Consider the following 15,335-nt stretch of genomic DNA (forward strand, 5'->3'; position numbering starts at 1 on the left):
ACGCGATCCGCGAATTGATGGCGGCGGTCGATGCCTACATCCCGACGCCGGTTCGTCCGCTCGACAAGCCGTTCCTGATGCCGATCGAGGACGTGTTCTCGATTTCGGGCCGCGGCACGGTGGTGACCGGCCGCGTCGAGCGCGGCGTCGTCAAGGTCGGCGAGGAGCTGGAGATCATCGGCATCCGTCCGACCACCAAGACGACCTGCACGGGCGTCGAGATGTTCCGCAAGCTGCTCGACCAGGGCCAGGCCGGCGACAACATCGGCGCGCTGTTGCGCGGTGTCGACCGTGAAGGCGTCGAGCGCGGCCAGGTTCTGGCCAAGCCCGGCACCGTCAAGCCGCACAAGAAGTTCGTCGCCGAAGCCTACATCCTGACCAAGGACGAGGGCGGCCGTCACACGCCGTTCTTCACCAACTACCGTCCGCAGTTCTATTTCCGCACGACGGACGTAACCGGCATCGTGTCGCTGCCGGAAGGCACCGAGATGGTGATGCCGGGCGACAACATCACCGTCGATGTCGAGCTGATCGTGCCGATCGCCATGGAAGAGAAGCTGCGCTTCGCCATCCGTGAAGGCGGCCGCACCGTCGGTGCCGGCATCGTCGTCACCATCAAAGAGTAATTTGGACTTAAACCGATCTGTCGCGGGCGCTGCCCGCGCCGCGCCAGAACAAGGAAGTGACGCATGAACGGACAGAATATCCGCATCCGCCTGAAGGCGTTTGATCACCGGGTGCTCGACGCCTCGACACGGGAAATCGTGTCGACCGCCAAGCGCACCGGCGCCAACGTCCGCGGCCCCATTCCGCTGCCGACGCGGATCGAAAAGTTCACGGTCAACCGGTCGCCTCACGTCGACAAGAAGAGCCGCGAGCAGTTCGAGATGCGCACGCACAAGCGTCTGCTCGACATCGTCGACCCGACCCCGCAGACGGTCGATGCTTTGATGAAGCTCGACCTGGCCGCCGGTGTCGACGTCGAGATCAAGCTCTAAGGAACCAGAGGTCAGCGGGGCGACCCGGAACTCTGAAGGAACAAGAGGCGTGGAGGGGCGACAGCCCCGACAGGGAACTCTAAAGGAATTGAACCGATGCGTTCAGGTGTGATTGCAAAGAAGGTGGGAATGACCCGCATCTACAACGATGCCGGGGAACATGTTCCCGTCACTGTTCTCCAGATGGAGAACTGCCAGGTCGTGGCGCAGCGCACGCAGGAGAAGAACGGCTATACCGCCGTCCAGCTCGGCGTTGGCCTTGCCAAGGTGAAGAACACGTCGAAGGCGATGCGCGGCCATTTCGCGACTGCTTCCGTCGAGCCCAAGGCCAAGGTTGCCGAGTTCCGCGTCTCCGCCGACAACATGATCGATGTCGGCGCCGAGATCACCGTCGAGCATTTCGTCGTCGGCCAGAAGGTCGATGTGACGGGAACCACGATCGGCAAGGGTTTCCAGGGCGTCATCAAGCGGCACCACATGGGTGGCGGCCGCGCGACGCACGGCAACTCGGTGTCGCACCGTACACACGGCTCGACCGGCCAGCGCCAGGATCCGGGCAAGGTGTTCAAGGGCAAGCATATGGCCGGCCACATGGGCGACACACGCGTCACCACGCAGAATGTCGAGGTCGTCTCGACCGACGCCGATCGCGGCCTGATCCTGATCCGCGGTGCGGTCCCGGGTTCGAAGGGTGCATGGATCCTGGTCCGCGACGCGGCCAAGGTGGCGCTTCCGGCCAACGCGCCGAAGCCCGCCGCGATCCGCGCCGTTGCAACCGATGGTGCCGCCAAGAACGAGGCCCCGGCCACAGAGGGAGCGGAATAATGGACCTCAAGATTACAACGCTTGGCGGCAAGGACGCCGGCAAGCTGAAGCTCTCCGAAGAGATTTTTGGCCTTGACCCGCGCGAGGACATCCTGCAGCGCGTCGTGCGCTGGCAGCTTGCCAAGAAGCAGCAGGGCACGCACAAGGCCAAGGGTCGCGCGGAAATCGCCCGCACCGGCGCCAAGATGTACAAGCAGAAGGGTACGGGCCGCGCCCGTCACCATTCGGCTCGCGCTCCGCAGTTCCGCGGCGGTGGCAAGGCCCACGGCCCGGTCGTGCGCAGCCACGAGCACGATCTGCCGAAGAAGGTGCGCGCGCTCGGCCTCAAGCATGCGCTTTCGGCCAAGGCCAAGAGCGCGTCGATCATCATCATCGACGAGCTGAAGCTGACCGAGGCCAAGACCAAGGCGCTGATCGCGAATTTCGCGACGCTGGGCCTGAGCAACGCCCTGGTGATCGGCGGCGCCGAGCTTGACAAGAACTTCAAGCTGGCGGCGACCAACATCCCGAACATCGACGTGCTGCCCATCCAGGGCATCAACGTCTACGACATTCTGCGCCGCGGCACGCTGGTCCTTTCCAAGGCCGCCGTCGAGGCTCTCGAGGAGCGCTTCAAATGACCGACCTTCGTCATTACGATGTGATCGTCTCGCCGGCGATCACCGAAAAGTCGACCATGGCTTCCGAGCAGAACCAGGTCGTCTTCAACGTCGCCAAGAAGGCGTCGAAGCCGGAAATCAAGGCCGCCGTCGAAGCGCTGTTCGGCGTCAAGGTGATGGCCGTGAACACGCTTGTCCGCAAGGGCAAGATCAAGCGCTTCCGCGGCACGATCGGCCGCCAGAGCGACGTCAAGAAGGCGGTTGTGACGCTGGCCGACGGCCAGTCGATCGACGTCGCGACGGGTCTCTGAGCAAGGTCGCGAGGACAGAACAATGGCACTTAAAAAATTCAACCCGGTAACGCCGAGCACCCGTCAGCTGGTCATCGTCGACCGCTCGGGCCTCTACAAGGGCAAGCCCGTCAAGGGTCTCACCGAAGGCCTGACCAAGTCGGGCGGCCGCAACAATTACGGCCGCATCACGGCCCGCTTCATCGGCGGCGGTCACAAGCGTACCTATCGCATCATCGACTTCAAGCGCCGCAAGTTCGACGTCGTCGGCACGGTCGAGCGTATCGAATACGATCCGAACCGCACCGCCTTCATCGCGCTGATCAAGTATGACGATGGCGAGCTGTCCTACATCATCGCCCCGCAGCGTCTGGCTCCCGGCGACAAGATCGTGGCCGGTGAATCGGTCGACGTGAAGCCGGGCAACGCGATGCCGCTGGCCTCGATGCCGGTCGGCACGATCGTCCACAATATCGAGCTGAAGCCCGGCAAGGGCGCTCAGGTCGCCCGTTCGGCCGGCGGTTATGGCCAGCTCGTCGGCCGCGACCAGGGCATGGCGATCCTGCGCCTCAACTCGGGCGAGCAGCGTGTCGTCCACGGCTCCTGCATGGCCACTGTCGGTGCCGTGTCCAACCCGGACCATGGCAACATCAATGACGGCAAGGCAGGCCGCACCGTGTGGCGCGGCAAGCGTCCGCACAATCGCGGCGTGACCATGAACCCGGTCGACCATCCACATGGCGGCGGCGAAGGCCGCACCTCGGGTGGCCGCCATCCGGTTTCGCCCTGGGGCAAGCCGACCAAGGGCAAGAAGACGCGGTCCAACAAGGCGACCGACAAGTTCATCCTGCGCTCGCGCCATCAGCGCAAGAGCTAAGAAGAGGTAACGCCAAGTGACTCGTTCGATTTGGAAAGGCCCCTTCATCGACGGCTACCTTCTGAAGAAGGTGGACAAGGTTCGTGAAGGTGGTCGCAATGAGGTGATCAAGATGTGGAGCCGCCGCTCCACCATCCTGCCGCAGTTCGTCGGCTTCACCTTCGGTGTCTACAACGGCCAAAAGCACGTTCCCGTCTCAGTGAACGAGGATATGGTCGGTCACAAGTTCGGTGAATTCGCTCCGACCCGGACCTATTACGGTCACGGCGCGGATAAGAAGGCGAAGAGGAAATAATCATGGGCAAGGCCAAAGCTCCGCGCAGGCTTGCTGACAACGAAGCGCGCGCCGTGTTGCGCACGATCCGTATCAGCCCGCAGAAGCTGAACCTGGTTGCCGCGCTGATCCGCGGCAAGAAGGTCGCGACAGCGCTTTCCGACCTCGAATTCTCGGCCAAGCGGATTTCCGGCACGGTCAAGAAGACGCTGGAATCGGCGATCGCCAACGCGGAAAACAACCACGACCTCGACGTCGATGCGCTGATCGTGGCGGAAGCCTATGTCGGCAAGTCGATCGTCATGAAGCGGTTCCATGCCCGTGGCCGTGGTCGCGCCAGCCGTATCGAGAAGCCGTTCTCGCACCTCACGATCGTCGTTCGTGAAGTCGAAGAAAAAGGGGAGGCCGCATAATGGGCCAGAAAGTCAATCCGATCGGTCTGCGTCTCGGCATCAACCGCACCTGGGATTCGCGCTGGTTCGCGAATACAGGCGAGTACGGTAAGCTGCTGCACGAGGACATCAAGATCCGCAAATATCTTGAGAAGGAACTCAAGCAGGCTGCGATCTCGAAGGTCGTGATCGAGCGTCCGCACAAGAAGTGCCGCGTCACCATCCATGCGGCGCGTCCGGGCCTGATCATCGGCAAGAAGGGCGCCGACATCGAGAAGCTTCGCAAGAAGCTGATGGAGATGACCAAGTCCGAGACGCATCTGAACATCGTCGAAGTGCGCAAGCCGGAGATCGACGCGACCCTGGTCGCCCAGTCGATCGCCCAGCAGCTCGAGCGCCGCATCGCGTTCCGCCGCGCCATGAAGCGCGCCGTGCAGTCGGCGATGCGCCTCGGTGCCGAAGGCATCCGCATCAACTGCGCCGGCCGTCTCGGCGGCGCCGAGATCGCGCGCATGGAATGGTATCGTGAAGGCCGCGTGCCACTGCATACGCTGCGTGCCGACGTCGACTACGGCACGGCCGAAGCGAATACGGCCTACGGCATTTGCGGCGTCAAGGTCTGGGTGTTCAAGGGCGAGATCCTCGAGCACGACCCGATGGCTTCGGAGCGCCGCGCCACCGAGGGCGATCATGCGCATGGCGGTGGTGGTGAGCGCGAACGCGGTCGCCGTCGCGAAAACGCGTAAGACAGTTAGGAATTTGGAGTTAGAACGATGCTGCAGCCAAAGCGCACAAAGTTCCGTAAGCAGTTCAAGGGCCGCATCCACGGTACCGCCAAGGGCGGCACCAACCTGGATTTCGGTGGTTTCGGGCTGAAGGCGCTTGAGCCGAACCGCGTCACCGCGCGTGAGATCGAGGCGGCCCGCCGCGCGATCACCCGCGAGATGAAGCGTGCCGGCCGCGTGTGGATCCGTATCTTCCCGGACGTGCCGGTGACGTCGAAGCCGACCGAAGTCCGCATGGGCAAGGGCAAGGGCGCGGTCGACTACTGGGCGGCACGCGTCAAGCCAGGCCGCATCATGTTCGAGATCGACGGCGTCAACGAGGAAACCGCCCGTGAGGCGCTGCGTCTCGGCGCGGCCAAGCTCTCGGTCAGGACGCGCTTCGTACAGCGCATCGCAGAATAAGGACGGGCTGATCATGAAAGCCGAAGACATCCGGACCAAGACCCAGGACCAGCTGACCGACGACCTGGCCAGCCTGAAGAAGGAGCAGTTCAACCTGCGCTTCCAGAAGGCCACCGGCCAGCTTGAGAAGACCGCGCGCGTGAGGCAGGTCCGCAAGGACATTGCGCGTATCAAGACCATCGCTGCGGAAAAGTCCGCGGCCAAGAAGGCTTAAGGACGAAAACCATGCCAAAGCGCATTCTGCAGGGCACCGTCGTCAGCGACAAGAACGAGAAGACGGTTGTCGTCAAGGTCGAACGGCGCTTCACGCATCCCGTGATGAAGAAGACCGTGCGCATGACCAAGAAGTACAAGGCGCACGACGAGAACAACGCCCACAAGGTCGGCGATCAGGTGTTCATCCAGGAATCGAAGCCGATTTCCAAGGACAAGCGCTGGGTCGTGGTGTCTTCGGACCAGGCCTGATCAGGGCTAACGAAACGAATTTTGGACAGACCGGGGAGGGGTGAGAAACCCGTCCCGTTAGAAAAGAAGAAGGCGGCCAGTCATGATTCAGATGCAAACAAACCTCGACGTCGCGGATAATTCCGGCGCCCGTCGTGTCATGTGCATCAAGGTGCTGGGCGGCTCGAAGCGGAAATATGCTTCCGTGGGCGACATCATCGTGGTGTCGATCAAGGAAGCCATCCCGCGCGGCCGCGTCAAGAAGGGCGATGTGATGAAGGCGGTCGTGGTTCGCACGGCTAAGGACATCCGCCGCCCGGATGGCAGCGTGATCCGTTTCGACAAGAACGCAGCCGTTCTCGTCGACAACAAGAAAGAGCCGATCGGCACGCGTATCTTCGGACCGGTTCCGCGCGAACTCCGCGCCAAGAACCACATGAAGATCATCTCGCTCGCGCCTGAAGTGCTGTAAGGAGCCGGACCAATGCAAAAGATTAGAAAAGGCGACAAGGTCGTCGTGCTGGCCGGCAAGGACAAGGGCCGTTCGGGCGAAGTCCTCTCGGTGCAGCCGAAGGACGACACCGCGCTGGTGCGCGGCGTCAACCTGATCCGTCGTCACCAGAAGCAGTCCCAGTCCCAGGAGGGCGGGATCATCACCAAGGAAGCGCCGATCCAGCTGTCGAACATCGCGCTGGCCGACCCCAAGGATGGCAAGCCGACCCGCGTCGGCTTCACCTTCCAGAAGGACGGCAAGAAGGTGCGCGTCGCCAAGCGCTCGGGAGAAGTCATCAATGGCTAAGGCTCAAACCAAGCAGGCAACTGCCCAGAACACGCCCCGCCTCAAGCAGGTCTATAACGAGACCATCCGCAAGGCGCTGCAGGAGCAGTTCGGCTACGACAACGAGATGCAGGTTCCGCGCATCGACAAGATCGTGCTGAACATGGGCGTCGGCGAGGCGACCGGCGATTCGAAGAAGCCTTCGATCGCGGCGGAAGACCTTGCGATGATCGCCGGCCAGAAGGCCGTCGTCACCCGCGCCCGCAACTCGATCGCCGGCTTCAAGGTTCGCGAGAAGATGCCGATCGGCGCCAAGGTCACGCTGCGCAAGGAACGCATGTACGAGTTCCTCGACCGTCTCGTGAACATCGCGCTGCCGCGCGTCCGCGACTTCCGCGGACTCAACCCGAAGAGCTTCGATGGCCGTGGCAACTATGCCATGGGCATCAAGGAACACATCGTGTTTCCGGAGATCAACTACGACAAGGTTGATCAGATCTGGGGCATGGACGTCATCGTTTGTACGACTGCGAAGACGGACGACGAAGCCAGGGCATTGCTCAAGGCCTTCAACTTCCCCTTCCGCCAGTAACGGCAGCGAGAAAAGGAAAAATCTGAAATGGCAAAGACCAGCTCAGTCGAGAAGAACAACAGGCGCCGCAAGCTTGCGGACCAGTTCGCTGCCAAGCGCAAGGTGCTCAAGGCGATCATCATGGATCAGTCCAAGCCGATGGAAGAGCGCTTCCGCGCTCAGCTGAAGCTTTCGGCGCTGCCACGCAACTCGGCCAAGACCCGCATCCGCAACCGCTGCGAAGTCACCGGACGCCCGCGTGCCTATTATCGCAAGCTCAAAGTATCGCGTATCGCGCTTCGTGATCTCGGCAATAACGGCCAGATCCCGGGCCTGGTCAAGTCGAGCTGGTAAGGAGGACATAACATGTCATTGAGCGATCCTCTCGGCGATATGCTGACCCGCATCCGCAACGCGTATGGCCGTAAGAAGTCGAGCGTTTCGACGCCGGCCTCGCGCCTGCGTACCCGCGTCCTCGACGTGCTGAAGGCCGAAGGCTATATCCGCGACTACAGCCAGACCGACTTCGACAACGGCAAGTCCGAAATCGAGATCGAGCTGAAGTATTTCGACGGTGCGCCGGTGGTGCGCGAAATCGCCCGGGTCTCGAAGCCCGGCCGCCGCGTCTACGTTTCGGCCAAGTCGATACCGCACGTCGCCAACGGCCTCGGCATCGCCATCCTTTCGACGCCGAAGGGCGTGATGGCCGACCACGAAGCGCGCGAACAGAATGTCGGCGGGGAAATCCTCTGCCAGATCTTCTGATCTGGTATGTCACCCCAATTGGAAACCGGTTTTCGGGATCAAGTCCCGAAGGCCGAGACCTGAAACAAGAGAAGTGACGAGGACAACAAAATGTCTCGTATTGGAAAGAAACCCGTTTCGCTGCCGCAGGGCGTGACCGCGACCGTCAACGGCCAGACCGTGACGGCGAAGGGTCCGAAGGGCGAGCTGAAGTTCGTGGTGAACGACGAAGTGCTGGTCAAGATGGAAGGCAGCGAGATCGCTGTCCAGCCGCGCGACCAGACCAAGACCGCCCGCTCCAAATGGGGCATGTCGCGCACGCAGATCGTCAATATCCTGCAGGGCGTCAAGGACGGCTTCGAAAAGAAGCTCGAGATCACAGGCGTCGGCTATCGTGCCGCCATGCAGGGCAAGAACCTGCAGCTGGCGCTCGGCTTCAGCCACGACGTTGTCTACGAGACGCCGCAGGGCGTGACGATTTCGGTGCCGAAGCCGACGGAAATCACCGTGACCGGAATCGACAAGCAGCAGGTCGGCCAGGTTGCCGCCGAGATCCGCGAGTACCGCAGCCCCGAGCCCTACAAGGGCAAGGGCGTTCGCTATGCTGGCGAGAAGATCGTCCGCAAGGAAGGCAAGAAGAAGTAATTTTAACGCCGCGGGGAGCGGTCGCGGGAGGCTTGTCCTACCGCATATGGTTGCCCCCGTCTTTTGAAGGCAAGGAACTGATATCATGGGCTCGAAAGAATCCACCCAGCGCCGCGCTCAGCGCGTCCGCCGCCAGATCAAGAAGGTCGCTGGCGATCGTCCGCGCCTGTCGGTCCATCGCACGTCGAAGAACATCTACGTCCAGGTCATCGACGACGCCAAGGGCCACACCATCGCCGCTGCTTCGACGCTCGAGAAGGAGCTCAAGGGTTCGCTCAAGACCGGCGCCGACACCGCGGCCGCAGCTGCCATCGGCAAGCTGATCGCCGAGCGTGCCTCGAAGGCCGGCGTCAAGGAAGTCGTCTTCGACCGCGGCGCCTACATCTACCACGGCCGTGTCAAGGCGCTTGCCGAGGCTGCCCGTGAAGGTGGTCTGAGCTTCTAAAGCGTGATCCCGAACCGGAGGTCAGCGCAGCAAAAAGTTGCAGACTTTTCGGATAGGATCATGCGAAGGAAAAAAGAGTTTTCGCCCCCGGCGACCCACAGAGGCCCCGGATATCATCATCAACCGTGCTTCCGGAAAAAAACAAGGAACAGGATATGGCACAGGAACGTAGGGATGGCGGCCGCGGCCGTGATCGCGAAGAGCGCGACGACGGCATGGTCGACAAGCTCGTCCACATCAATCGGGTCGCCAAGGTCGTCAAGGGCGGCCGGCGCTTCGGCTTTGCAGCGCTCGTCGTCGTCGGCGACCAGAAGGGCCGCGTCGGCTTCGGCCACGGCAAGGCGCGCGAAGTGCCGGAGGCGATCCGCAAGGCGACCGAATCGGCCAAGCGCGACATGATCTTCGTGCCGCTGCGCTCGGGCCGCACGCTGCACCATGACGTCGAGGGACGCTGGGGCGCGGGACGTGTTCTGCTGCGCGCTGCCAAGCAAGGTACCGGCATCATCGCCGGCGGCCCGATGCGCGCCGTCTTCGAGACGCTCGGCATGCATGACGTGGTCGCCAAGTCGATGGGTTCTTCGAACCCCTACAACATGGTTCGCGCCACATTCGACGCGTTGAAGAGCCAGATGCATCCGAAGGATGTGGCTGCTGCGCGCGGCATCAAGTATTCGACCCTTCAGGCCCGCCGCGGCACCGCCGTTGCGGCTGAAGAATAGTCGAAGCTGACCAGGGATCTGACCATGGCCAAGAAAGCAACCAAGACCATCACCGTCGAGCAGATCGGCTCGCCGATCCGCCGGCCGAAGGAGCAGCGCGCAACGCTGGTCGGCCTCGGCCTCAACAAGATGCACAAGCAGCGCACGCTGGAGGATACGCCCTCGGTGCGCGGCATGATCGCTGCCGTCCAGCATCTCGTCCGCGTCGTGGACGAGGGCTGAGCCAGAGCGCAGGAGAACCCAGATGAAACTCAACGATCTGCGTGACAAGGACGGCGCGACGCATTCCAAGAAGCGTCTTGGCCGTGGCATCGGCTCCGGTTCGGGCAAGACCGCCGGTCGCGGCGTCAAGGGCCAGAAGGCGCGCTCCGGCGTCGCCGTCAACGGCTTCGAGGGTGGCCAGATGCCGCTCTACCGTCGTCTGCCGAAGCGCGGCTTCAACAATATCTTCGCCAAGAGCTTCACCGTTGTGTCGCTGGCCCGCATCCAGGCTGCGCTCGATGCCAAGAAGCTCGATGCTAAGACAGTTGTGACGGCCGAGGCGCTGGTTGCGGCCGGCGTCATCCGTCGCGTCAAGGACGGCGTGCGCATCCTTTCGGACGGCGACATCAAGGCCAAGCTTGCCTTCGACGTGGCCGGAGCCTCCAAGGCCGCGGTCGAGAAGATCGAAAAGGCCGGCGGTTCGGTGAAGTTGCCTGAGAAAGCAGCCGCCGAGTAACGGCAATTTGAAGCACGGTCGGCAAAGGTGGAATTCGGTTTTGCCTTCGGTCGTGCTTTGATCCGACAGATGTGGCGGCCGCATCAACGCGGCCGCTTGCATGTTTGCAGTCCGGAGCTTATCTCGTGAGCTTCGGTGACACGCGCCGCCTGAGCTGCGGGCATCGAGCGTGACCAAGCGGAGAATCAGGCATGGCTTCGGCTGCTGAACAACTAGCCTCGAATCTGAATTTTTCGGCCTTCGCCAAAGCCGAGGATCTGAAGAAGCGCATCTGGTTCACCATCGGCGCGCTGCTCGTTTACCGCCTTGGCACCTATATCCCGCTGCCCGGCATCAATCCCGACGCTTTCGCCCAGGCCTTCTCGTCGCAGAGCAAGGGCGTACTCGGCATGTTCAACATGTTCGCCGGTGGCGCCGTGCAGCGCATGGCGATCTTTGCCCTCGGCATCATGCCCTATATCTCCGCCTCCATCATCATGCAGCTGATGACCTCGGTCATTCCTTCGCTGGAAGCGCTGAAGAAGGAGGGCGAGCAGGGTCGCAAGATCATCAACCAGTACACGCGCTACGGCACCGTGCTTCTGGCGCTGGTCCAGGCCTATGGCATTTCGGTCGGGCTTGAGGGCGGCAATGGCATCGTCAACGATCCCGGCATGTTCTTCCGCATCTCCACCGTCGTCACGCTGGTCGGCGGTACCATGTTCCTGATGTGGCTTGGCGAGCAGATCACCGCCCGCGGCATCGGCAACGGCATTTCGCTGATCATCTTCTCCGGCATCGTCGCCGGCCTGCCGCGCGCCATCTCCGGCACGCTGGAGCTTGGCCGCACCGGCGCACTGTCGACCGGCCTGATCCTGGCGATCATCGTGCTCGCCATCGTCGTCATCGCGCTGATCGTCTTCTTCGAGCGCGCCCAGCGCCGCCTGCTGATCCAGTATCCCAAGCGCCAGGTCGGCAATCGCATGTTCCAGGGCGATACCTCGCATCTGCCGCTGAAGCTCAACACGTCCGGCGTCATTCCGCCGATCTTCGCCTCGTCGCTGCTGCTGCTTCCGGCAACGGTTGCCGGCTTCTCGCAGACGACCAACATGCCTGCCTGGGCGAGCACCATCCTGGCGGCGCTCGGCCACGGCCAGCCGCTCTATATGGCCTTCTACGCTGCCATGATCGTGTTCTTCGCCTTCTTCTATACGGCGATCGTCTTCAATCCGAAGGACACCGCCGACCAGCTCAAGAAGCATTCGGGCTTCATCCCGGGCTATCGTCCGGGCGAGCGCACTGCGGACTATATCGACTATGTGCTCACCCGCATCACCGTCGTCGGCGCCATCTATCTGGTGCTGGTGTGTCTGCTGCCCGAGTTCCTGATTTCAGCGACTGGCGTACCGTTCTACCTTGGTGGCACTTCGCTCCTGATCGTGGTCAGTGTAACGCTCGATACGGTGGCGCAGATTCAGGGTCACCTGATCGCGCACCAGTATGAGGGCCTGATCAAGAAGTCGAAGCTGCGCGGGGGGAAGAAGGCCAGATGAGGTTGATATTGCTTGGACCGCCGGGGGCGGGCAAGGGGACACAAGCACTGAGACTGGTAGAAAGACACGGCATCCCACAGCTTTCCACGGGGGACATGCTGCGTGCTGCTGTTCAGGCCGGCACCGAAGTCGGCAGGCGAGCCAAGGCGGTGATGGATGCTGGTGAACTGGTGTCCGACGCTATCGTCAACGCCATCGTGGCCGAGCGCATCGATCAAGCCGATTGCGCAAACGGCTTCATCCTTGACGGATACCCGCGAACCCTGGTGCAAGCGGACGCCGTTGAGGAAATGCTTTCGGATCGCGGGCTGGAGCTAGACGCGGTCATCGAATTTGTCGTCGACGACAAGGCGCTGGTTGGCCGAATCGTCAAACGCGCCGAGGACGCCAAGGCCGCAGGCCTGCCGGTGCGCAAGGACGACAGCCCAGCGGTGTTCGAAGAACGCTTGAGGGAATATTACAAGAAAACCTCGCCGCTGATCGGCTACTACTACGCCAAGGGCAAGCTCAGGGGCGTCGATGGCATGGCCGACATCGATGCGGTGACGCAGCAGATCGAGGCGGTGCTCAGGGCGACGACCCGGCAGGTTGGCCAGGCGGCCGGCTAGAGAAACGAACGATTGCGCTTGACTGGAGCGGTCCGCTGGGGTATGGCGGCCCGTCTTCCTATCAGGCATGAGGCTTGCTTGTCCGCAAGGGCAAGGCAGGCCGCTTTGAACTGGAAACTCCCGCAAGGGCCGGCCTCCACCGGACGCGGGGCAACTTGAAGCGCCGGCTCGTCCGGCCTATATGGAGAAGAGAAGAACATGGCTCGTATAGCCGGCGTCAACATTCCTACCAACAAGCGCGTCGTCATTGCGCTTCAATACATTCACGGCATTGGCAAGAAGTTCGCCCAGGAGATCGTCGACAAGGTCGGCATCCCGGCCGAGCGCCGCGTCAACCAGCTGACCGACGCGGAAGTGCTGCAGATCCGGGAGACCATCGACCGCGACTACCAGGTCGAGGGCGACCTGCGCCGCGAAGTGTCGATGAACATCAAGCGGCTCATGGACCTCGGCTGCTACCGCGGCCTGCGTCACCGCCGCTCGCTGCCGGTTCGTGGCCAGCGCACGCACACCAATGCGCGCACCCGCAAAGGCCCAGCCAAGTCGATTGCCGGAAAGAAGAAGTAATTTAGGGCAGTAAGAGAGTAGGGCAGTAAGGCAATAGGAACGGCAGACATACTGCCCTACTGCCATATTCCCCTACTGCCTTCTCCCTGGTGGAGCCGCTGGCATTACGGCGGTGTAGAGATCAACTGAAAGGACTATCATGGCCAAGGAAGCCGCTCGTGTTCGCCGTCGCGAACGCAAGAACATCTCGTCGGGCGTTGCCCACGTCAATTCGACCTTCAACAACACGATGATCACCATCACCGACGCGCAGGGCAATTCCATTGCCTGGTCGTCGGCCGGAGCCCAGGGCTTCAAGGGATCGCGCAAGTCGACCCCTTTCGCTGCCCAGATGGCCGCCGAAGATGTTGCCAAGAAGGCTCAGGAACACGGCATGCGCATGCTCGAGGTCGAGGTCTGTGGACCCGGCTCCGGTCGTGAATCGGCGCTGCGGGCGCTGCAGGCAGCAGGCTTCACCATCACCTCGATCCGTGATGTGACGCCGATCCCGCACAATGGCTGCCGCCCGCGCAAGAAGCGCCGCGTCTAAAGAGAATTTACCGAACGCCGCGCGAGCGCCTCAAGGGCGCTCCTCCACGGCATTCCAGGTCGCCCGCCACGATTGGATGGTGGCGGGACAACGGAAGGAAAGCACTATGATCCAGAAAAATTGGCAGGAACTGATCAAGCCGAACAAGATCGAGTTCTCGTCGAAGAAGAAGACGCTGACCACGCTGGTCGCCGAGCCGCTCGAGCGCGGCTTCGGCCTCACCCTCGGCAACGCGCTGCGCCGCGTGCTTCTGTCTTCGCTGCGTGGCGCGGCTGTGACCGCCGTGCAGATCGACGGCGTTCTGCATGAATTCTCGTCCATCGCCGGCGTGCGCGAGGACGTGACCGACATCGTGTTGAACATCAAGGAAATCGCCATCCGCATGGAAGGCGATGGCCCCAAGCGCATGGTCGTGCGCAAGCAGGGACCGGGCGCGGTTCTCGCCGGCGACATCCAGACGGTCGGCGACGTCGAGATCCTCAATCCCGACCACGTCATCTGCACGCTGGACGAAGGCGCTGAGATCCGCATGGAATTCACCGTCGACACCGGCAAGGGCTATGTGCCGGCCGACCGCAACCGCGCCGAAGACGCGCCGATAGGGCTGATCCCGGTCGACAGCCTGTATTCGCCGGTCAAGAAGGTCTCCTACAAGGTCGAGAACACCCGTGAGGGGCAGGTTCTCGATTATGACAAGCTGACCATGACCATCGAGACCGATGGTTCGATCTCGGGCGAGGACGCGGTGGCCTTCGCCGCTCGCATCCTGCAGGACCAGCTCGGCCTGTTCGTCAATTTCGACGAGCCGCAGAAGGAAGTCGCTGCCGAACAGGTTACCGAGCTTGCCTTCAACCCGGCGCTGCTCAAGAAGGTTGACGAACTCGAGCTTTCGGTGCGTTCGGCCAACTGCCTGAAGAACGACAACATCGTCTATATCGGCGATCTGATCCAGAAGACCGAAGCCGAGATGCTGCGCACCCCGAACTTCGGCCGCAAGTCGCTGAACGAGATCAAGGAAGTCCTGGCGGCGATGGGCCTGCATCTCGGCATGGAAGTGCCGGACTGGCCGCCGGAAAACATCGAAGACCTCGCCAAGCGTTACGAAGATCAATACTGAGGCTCAGGCCTCTTGAACCCGCAATGAAGGAGAAGAGCCATGCGCCACGGATTTAAAGGCCGCCGGTTCGCCCGCAGCATAAGCCATCGCAAGTCGATGTTTGCCAACCTTGCCGTGTCGCTTATCGAGCACGAGCAGATCCTCACCACGCTGCCGAAGGCGAAGGATCTGCGTCCGATCGTCGAGAAGCTGGTGACGCTCGGCAAGCGCGGCGACCTGCACGCCCGCCGCCAAGTGATTGCCCAGATCGGCAATGAGGGCGTCGTCAAGCGTCTGTTCGACACAATCGCGCCACGTTACGCCACTCGCAATGGCGGCTATCTGCGCATCATGAAGGCCGGCTTCCGTCACGGTGACAATGCCGCAATGGCCGTCATCGAATTCGTCGACCGCGACACCTCGGCCAAAGGCGCCGGCGACCGCGCCCGCATCGAGGCCGAAGGCACCGAAGAGGAAGCCGCAGCCGCATAAGCTTC

Annotated in this window: 28 protein-coding genes; all 28 read left to right on the top strand. The window is 62.2% G+C overall.

The annotated features are described in order from the left end of the window. Positions 1–626 (top strand): EF-Tu C-terminal domain-related protein (locus NKJ09_RS27020; RefSeq protein ID WP_275955480.1); only part of this gene is annotated, 626 nt, incomplete at its 5' end. Positions 627–689: 63 nt separating this feature from the next. Next, a complete protein-coding gene (rpsJ, locus tag NKJ09_RS27025; protein WP_006205468.1) occupies positions 690–998 on the top strand; it encodes a 30S ribosomal protein S10 in 309 nt (102 codons plus the stop codon). A gap of 96 nt (positions 999–1,094) precedes the next feature. Continuing rightward, a complete protein-coding gene (rplC, locus tag NKJ09_RS27030; protein ID WP_023717519.1) occupies positions 1,095–1,823 on the top strand; it encodes a 50S ribosomal protein L3 in 729 nt (242 codons plus the stop codon). After that, the gene (gene rplD, locus NKJ09_RS27035) at positions 1,823–2,443 is read left to right on the top strand and encodes a 50S ribosomal protein L4 (RefSeq protein WP_023675140.1); all 621 of its coding nucleotides are present in this window, start codon (positions 1,823–1,825) and stop codon (positions 2,441–2,443) included. The genes rplC and rplD overlap by 1 nt, the downstream gene beginning before the upstream one ends. Continuing rightward, positions 2,440–2,733: a 50S ribosomal protein L23 gene (locus NKJ09_RS27040; protein ID WP_006205465.1), complete on the top strand. Its 294-nt coding sequence runs from the start codon at positions 2,440–2,442 to the stop codon at positions 2,731–2,733. The genes rplD and NKJ09_RS27040 overlap by 4 nt, the downstream gene beginning before the upstream one ends. 22 nt (positions 2,734–2,755) lie before the next feature. Continuing rightward, entirely contained in the window at positions 2,756–3,589 is an 834-nt protein-coding gene (rplB, locus tag NKJ09_RS27045) for a 50S ribosomal protein L2 (protein ID WP_023675138.1), read from the top strand. Between the two features lie 16 nt (positions 3,590–3,605). Next, positions 3,606–3,884 carry a 30S ribosomal protein S19 gene (rpsS, locus tag NKJ09_RS27050; protein ID WP_006205463.1) on the top strand — a complete coding sequence of 93 codons (279 nt, stop codon included), beginning with the start codon at positions 3,606–3,608 and terminating at the stop codon, positions 3,882–3,884. Between the two features lie 2 nt (positions 3,885–3,886). Beyond that, entirely contained in the window at positions 3,887–4,276 is a 390-nt protein-coding gene (rplV, locus tag NKJ09_RS27055) for a 50S ribosomal protein L22 (RefSeq protein ID WP_006205462.1), read from the top strand. Further along, on the top strand, positions 4,276–5,001 hold the full coding sequence (gene rpsC, locus NKJ09_RS27060) for a 30S ribosomal protein S3 (protein ID WP_023675137.1): 726 nt from the start codon (positions 4,276–4,278) through the stop codon (positions 4,999–5,001). The genes rplV and rpsC overlap by 1 nt, the downstream gene beginning before the upstream one ends. A 27-nt stretch (positions 5,002–5,028) precedes the next feature. Beyond that, on the top strand, positions 5,029–5,442 hold the full coding sequence (gene rplP, locus NKJ09_RS27065; protein WP_006205460.1) for a 50S ribosomal protein L16: 414 nt from the start codon (positions 5,029–5,031) through the stop codon (positions 5,440–5,442). A 13-nt stretch (positions 5,443–5,455) separates the two neighbouring features. Continuing rightward, the gene (rpmC, locus tag NKJ09_RS27070; protein ID WP_006205459.1) at positions 5,456–5,656 is read left to right on the top strand and encodes a 50S ribosomal protein L29; all 201 of its coding nucleotides are present in this window, start codon (positions 5,456–5,458) and stop codon (positions 5,654–5,656) included. A gap of 11 nt (positions 5,657–5,667) precedes the next feature. Continuing rightward, positions 5,668–5,907 (top strand): 30S ribosomal protein S17, encoded by a 240-nt coding sequence (gene rpsQ, locus NKJ09_RS27075; RefSeq protein ID WP_023675136.1) that lies wholly within the window; start codon positions 5,668–5,670, stop codon positions 5,905–5,907. Between the two features lie 82 nt (positions 5,908–5,989). Next, complete coding sequence (gene rplN, locus NKJ09_RS27080; RefSeq protein ID WP_006205457.1) at positions 5,990–6,358, top strand: 50S ribosomal protein L14; 369 nt, start codon at positions 5,990–5,992, stop codon at positions 6,356–6,358. A gap of 12 nt (positions 6,359–6,370) precedes the next feature. Then, complete coding sequence (gene rplX, locus NKJ09_RS27085) at positions 6,371–6,685, top strand: 50S ribosomal protein L24 (protein WP_023717520.1); 315 nt, start codon at positions 6,371–6,373, stop codon at positions 6,683–6,685. After that, the gene (gene rplE, locus NKJ09_RS27090) at positions 6,678–7,256 is read left to right on the top strand and encodes a 50S ribosomal protein L5 (RefSeq protein ID WP_023717521.1); all 579 of its coding nucleotides are present in this window, start codon (positions 6,678–6,680) and stop codon (positions 7,254–7,256) included. The genes rplX and rplE overlap by 8 nt, the downstream gene beginning before the upstream one ends. A 27-nt stretch (positions 7,257–7,283) precedes the next feature. Continuing rightward, positions 7,284–7,589, top strand: coding sequence for a 30S ribosomal protein S14 (gene rpsN / locus NKJ09_RS27095; protein ID WP_023675134.1), 306 nt, complete (start codon positions 7,284–7,286; stop codon positions 7,587–7,589). A gap of 12 nt (positions 7,590–7,601) precedes the next feature. Next, positions 7,602–8,000 (top strand): 30S ribosomal protein S8, encoded by a 399-nt coding sequence (rpsH, locus tag NKJ09_RS27100; RefSeq protein ID WP_006205453.1) that lies wholly within the window; start codon positions 7,602–7,604, stop codon positions 7,998–8,000. Between the two features lie 90 nt (positions 8,001–8,090). Beyond that, entirely contained in the window at positions 8,091–8,624 is a 534-nt protein-coding gene (gene rplF, locus NKJ09_RS27105) for a 50S ribosomal protein L6 (RefSeq protein WP_023675133.1), read from the top strand. Positions 8,625–8,709: 85 nt separating this feature from the next. Next, positions 8,710–9,069 carry a 50S ribosomal protein L18 gene (gene rplR / locus NKJ09_RS27110; protein WP_023675132.1) on the top strand — a complete coding sequence of 120 codons (360 nt, stop codon included), beginning with the start codon at positions 8,710–8,712 and terminating at the stop codon, positions 9,067–9,069. Positions 9,070–9,224: 155 nt separating this feature from the next. Next, the gene (gene rpsE / locus NKJ09_RS27115) at positions 9,225–9,788 is read left to right on the top strand and encodes a 30S ribosomal protein S5 (protein WP_006333394.1); all 564 of its coding nucleotides are present in this window, start codon (positions 9,225–9,227) and stop codon (positions 9,786–9,788) included. A gap of 24 nt (positions 9,789–9,812) precedes the next feature. Continuing rightward, positions 9,813–10,010: a 50S ribosomal protein L30 gene (rpmD, locus tag NKJ09_RS27120; protein ID WP_006205449.1), complete on the top strand. Its 198-nt coding sequence runs from the start codon at positions 9,813–9,815 to the stop codon at positions 10,008–10,010. Between the two features lie 22 nt (positions 10,011–10,032). Then, positions 10,033–10,506 carry a 50S ribosomal protein L15 gene (gene rplO, locus NKJ09_RS27125; RefSeq protein WP_023717522.1) on the top strand — a complete coding sequence of 158 codons (474 nt, stop codon included), beginning with the start codon at positions 10,033–10,035 and terminating at the stop codon, positions 10,504–10,506. A 191-nt stretch (positions 10,507–10,697) separates the two neighbouring features. Continuing rightward, on the top strand, positions 10,698–12,038 hold the full coding sequence (gene secY / locus NKJ09_RS27130; protein ID WP_023717523.1) for a preprotein translocase subunit SecY: 1,341 nt from the start codon (positions 10,698–10,700) through the stop codon (positions 12,036–12,038). Further along, positions 12,035–12,646, top strand: coding sequence for an adenylate kinase (locus NKJ09_RS27135; protein ID WP_023717524.1), 612 nt, complete (start codon positions 12,035–12,037; stop codon positions 12,644–12,646). Before secY ends, NKJ09_RS27135 begins: the two co-directional genes overlap by 4 nt. A 198-nt stretch (positions 12,647–12,844) precedes the next feature. Beyond that, the gene (gene rpsM / locus NKJ09_RS27140; protein ID WP_006205445.1) at positions 12,845–13,213 is read left to right on the top strand and encodes a 30S ribosomal protein S13; all 369 of its coding nucleotides are present in this window, start codon (positions 12,845–12,847) and stop codon (positions 13,211–13,213) included. A gap of 139 nt (positions 13,214–13,352) precedes the next feature. Then, the gene (gene rpsK, locus NKJ09_RS27145; protein WP_006205444.1) at positions 13,353–13,742 is read left to right on the top strand and encodes a 30S ribosomal protein S11; all 390 of its coding nucleotides are present in this window, start codon (positions 13,353–13,355) and stop codon (positions 13,740–13,742) included. Between the two features lie 106 nt (positions 13,743–13,848). After that, positions 13,849–14,859, top strand: a complete 1,011-nt coding sequence (locus NKJ09_RS27150; protein ID WP_023675128.1) for a DNA-directed RNA polymerase subunit alpha — start codon at positions 13,849–13,851, stop codon at positions 14,857–14,859. Positions 14,860–14,898: 39 nt separating this feature from the next. Then, complete coding sequence (gene rplQ, locus NKJ09_RS27155; protein WP_023675127.1) at positions 14,899–15,330, top strand: 50S ribosomal protein L17; 432 nt, start codon at positions 14,899–14,901, stop codon at positions 15,328–15,330. The last annotated feature ends 5 nt before the right edge of the window (positions 15,331–15,335 follow it).

It is taken from the genome of Mesorhizobium sp. M0189, from assembly GCF_040322135.1.
Lineage (GTDB): Bacteria > Pseudomonadota > Alphaproteobacteria > Rhizobiales > Rhizobiaceae > Mesorhizobium.

Excerpts from the sequence above, each read along its gene's own strand:
- NKJ09_RS27150 (WP_023675128.1), top strand. The coding sequence starts at position 13,849 with ATGATCCAGAAAAATTGGCAGGAACTGATCAAGCCGAACAAGATCGAG.
- secY (WP_023717523.1), top strand. The coding sequence starts at position 10,698 with ATGGCTTCGGCTGCTGAACAACTAGCCTCGAATCTGAATTTTTCGGCC.
- rplR (WP_023675132.1), top strand. The coding sequence starts at position 8,710 with ATGGGCTCGAAAGAATCCACCCAGCGCCGCGCTCAGCGCGTCCGCCGC.
- rpsQ (WP_023675136.1), top strand. The coding sequence starts at position 5,668 with ATGCCAAAGCGCATTCTGCAGGGCACCGTCGTCAGCGACAAGAACGAG.
- rpsK (WP_006205444.1), top strand. The coding sequence starts at position 13,353 with ATGGCCAAGGAAGCCGCTCGTGTTCGCCGTCGCGAACGCAAGAACATC.
- rplX (WP_023717520.1), top strand. The coding sequence starts at position 6,371 with ATGCAAAAGATTAGAAAAGGCGACAAGGTCGTCGTGCTGGCCGGCAAG.
- rpsJ (WP_006205468.1), top strand. The coding sequence starts at position 690 with ATGAACGGACAGAATATCCGCATCCGCCTGAAGGCGTTTGATCACCGG.
- rpsN (WP_023675134.1), top strand. The coding sequence starts at position 7,284 with ATGGCAAAGACCAGCTCAGTCGAGAAGAACAACAGGCGCCGCAAGCTT.
- rpsM (WP_006205445.1), top strand. The coding sequence starts at position 12,845 with ATGGCTCGTATAGCCGGCGTCAACATTCCTACCAACAAGCGCGTCGTC.
- rplF (WP_023675133.1), top strand. The coding sequence starts at position 8,091 with ATGTCTCGTATTGGAAAGAAACCCGTTTCGCTGCCGCAGGGCGTGACC.
- NKJ09_RS27135 (WP_023717524.1), top strand. The coding sequence starts at position 12,035 with ATGAGGTTGATATTGCTTGGACCGCCGGGGGCGGGCAAGGGGACACAA.
- rplP (WP_006205460.1), top strand. The coding sequence starts at position 5,029 with ATGCTGCAGCCAAAGCGCACAAAGTTCCGTAAGCAGTTCAAGGGCCGC.
- rpsC (WP_023675137.1), top strand. The coding sequence starts at position 4,276 with ATGGGCCAGAAAGTCAATCCGATCGGTCTGCGTCTCGGCATCAACCGC.
- rpsH (WP_006205453.1), top strand. The coding sequence starts at position 7,602 with ATGTCATTGAGCGATCCTCTCGGCGATATGCTGACCCGCATCCGCAAC.
- rpmD (WP_006205449.1), top strand. The coding sequence starts at position 9,813 with ATGGCCAAGAAAGCAACCAAGACCATCACCGTCGAGCAGATCGGCTCG.
- NKJ09_RS27040 (WP_006205465.1), top strand. The coding sequence starts at position 2,440 with ATGACCGACCTTCGTCATTACGATGTGATCGTCTCGCCGGCGATCACC.
- rplQ (WP_023675127.1), top strand. The coding sequence starts at position 14,899 with ATGCGCCACGGATTTAAAGGCCGCCGGTTCGCCCGCAGCATAAGCCAT.
- rplE (WP_023717521.1), top strand. The coding sequence starts at position 6,678 with ATGGCTAAGGCTCAAACCAAGCAGGCAACTGCCCAGAACACGCCCCGC.
- rplB (WP_023675138.1), top strand. The coding sequence starts at position 2,756 with ATGGCACTTAAAAAATTCAACCCGGTAACGCCGAGCACCCGTCAGCTG.
- rpmC (WP_006205459.1), top strand. The coding sequence starts at position 5,456 with ATGAAAGCCGAAGACATCCGGACCAAGACCCAGGACCAGCTGACCGAC.
- rplN (WP_006205457.1), top strand. The coding sequence starts at position 5,990 with ATGATTCAGATGCAAACAAACCTCGACGTCGCGGATAATTCCGGCGCC.
- rplC (WP_023717519.1), top strand. The coding sequence starts at position 1,095 with ATGCGTTCAGGTGTGATTGCAAAGAAGGTGGGAATGACCCGCATCTAC.
- rplO (WP_023717522.1), top strand. The coding sequence starts at position 10,033 with ATGAAACTCAACGATCTGCGTGACAAGGACGGCGCGACGCATTCCAAG.
- rplV (WP_006205462.1), top strand. The coding sequence starts at position 3,887 with ATGGGCAAGGCCAAAGCTCCGCGCAGGCTTGCTGACAACGAAGCGCGC.
- rplD (WP_023675140.1), top strand. The coding sequence starts at position 1,823 with ATGGACCTCAAGATTACAACGCTTGGCGGCAAGGACGCCGGCAAGCTG.
- rpsE (WP_006333394.1), top strand. The coding sequence starts at position 9,225 with ATGGCACAGGAACGTAGGGATGGCGGCCGCGGCCGTGATCGCGAAGAG.